This is a genomic window from Bariatricus sp. HCP28S3_D3, from assembly GCF_052065755.1.
In the GTDB taxonomy this organism is placed as follows: Bacteria; Bacillota; Clostridia; order Lachnospirales; family Lachnospiraceae; genus Allocoprococcus.
Map to the genome: position 1 here is coordinate 1 of NZ_JBQHTK010000074.1, position 1,939 is coordinate 1,939.

1 protein-coding gene is annotated in these 1,939 nt (G+C 42.4%); it reads right to left on the minus strand.

All coding sequences use genetic code 11. The annotated features are described in order from the left end of the window. Positions 1-516: 516 nt before the first annotated feature. A complete protein-coding gene (locus tag ACTNB3_RS17715) occupies positions 517-1,806 on the minus strand; it encodes an IS110 family transposase (RefSeq protein WP_441027274.1) in 1,290 nt (429 codons plus the stop codon). Between the last annotated feature and the right edge of the window lie 133 nt (positions 1,807-1,939).

The following is a 1,939-nucleotide window of genomic DNA, read 5'->3' on the forward strand; positions in this document are numbered from 1 at the left end:
TTTCCTCCCTATTAAGTCAAGTCTTTTTTCCTTGAAAATCAAGGATTTTTTCAATATATCATCAATAAATATCTCAGAAGAAGAAGCCATAGGAATGAACATTTCTCTGTATCTGGTACGAAAATAGTGGATTTTGGGTACACGAAGTAAAACGTCTTGCTCTTCGTTCTACATGGCCTTGTGTATACCCATCCATCTACGGCAGCGAACCTCCCGTGTCTACCAGGATCATCAGCCCTTAAGCGCCGAGTCCTAACTTCTCTCGTCCCGCCTGTCCATAACCAGGGTGTCAGCTCAGCTCCTAACCAGGGTCACATGCCCTATGGAAAATATTCCTGCCGACTACTGGCTCATTCTTTGTATTTCTATTACTGACTTTTTTCCGGCAACAGCACTTTTCAGTGGACGTTCTCCTGTTGCATTCTGTTTTTTTCAGCTACCGTGGCTGGTTTCAGCCCTCAAGCACTCTTTACTCAAATGCTCAAACCAACCACGATATACTGTTTCCTGATATTTTTATGCTGCCATTATAGCTTCCGGCCTTACGATATCACTCAGCATCTTCTGACCATCATAATCTATGCCTTTTGTCAGTATCGTATAGAAGATCCTGATCAGCTTACACGCAATCGCTATCACCGACTGCATCTTCTTCAAAGGATTTTGCTTCCTCGTCCTGTAATAATCATGGATCTCTCTAAACTCTTTATTCTTTCCTATCACAGATATCGCAGCTTCATACAATGCATACCTCAGGCGTTTTCTTCCCCTGTGACTGATGCGGCTTTCTCCGTTATGCTTACCGGAACTGTCTGCAACAATGGCATACCCTGCTAGCTTCTGCAGCTGCTTTGGGTTATCAAAACGTCGAATGTCACCCACCTCTGCAATAAAACAGCTTACGGTTTTTAAACCGATTCCCTTGATCTCCATCAGTTTATCAATATAAGGAATCTCTGAAAGTTTCGCTTCTATCTCCTGCATCAGATCATCCATTCTGTTTTTATATACTTCGTAATCGTTCAGCAGGTTTCGGATCTCTATTCTGGCACTTTCCGGTGCTTCCGTACTTCCGATGCTGTGCTCCGCAGCTGATACCAGGGTCCTTGCCCTCTTTATGCCAGCGCCTTTCAGCTTTGCATCCCTCCATACCTGATTCACACCATCTACGCCAAGTTCTTTGATATCACATGGCAACGGTGCCTTTTTGATCACCATCATCCCGCTTACAGCGTCCGGGTTTTTATAAACGTCTTTTATTTCCGGAAAATAAATACTGAACCATCGGGCAATCCGGTTTTTGATCCTTGTAAGTTCTTCCTGCGTCTGAATACGAAGATTTGACAGATTTCTAATCTCTGCGTATATCCCTGTAGGGATATATGGATACGAAAATCTTCCTTCATTTACCAGTCCCGCAATTGTTTTTGGATCCTTACGGTCATTCTTGTTTGGGTTGTTATCATCCAGTTCTTTGGACTTCTTTACATGATGCGGATTCACATGCACCGGCTTCATTCCCTGTTCCTGCAGGTACGCTCCAAGGTTCAGCCAGTAATGGCCGGTAGGTTCCATCCCTGGAATCACCACCTCTTTCCCATGTTTCTCTGCTATATCTTCCATCCATACCTTAAATGAAGCAAACCCGGCTTCATCATTGTTGAAAGCAAACGGCTTTTTTGAGTACTCATAATTCCGCCAGTCAAAGGCCCTTGCATAATGAGTTTCACTTCCAACATCGATTCCAACAATTAAAGTTTTTGCCGTAATAGATGCAATTTTTGCGTTCTGTGTGTTATAATTCATTTCAGATACCTCTCTGTTCAATAAGATTTTTTACTAACCGTGCAAAGTCAGTAATCTTATTTTACACTGAGGTATTTTTTTCTCAACCTTCTTTCTTGGAATTCCTTATATTTGAATTATACAAGAAGCTCCT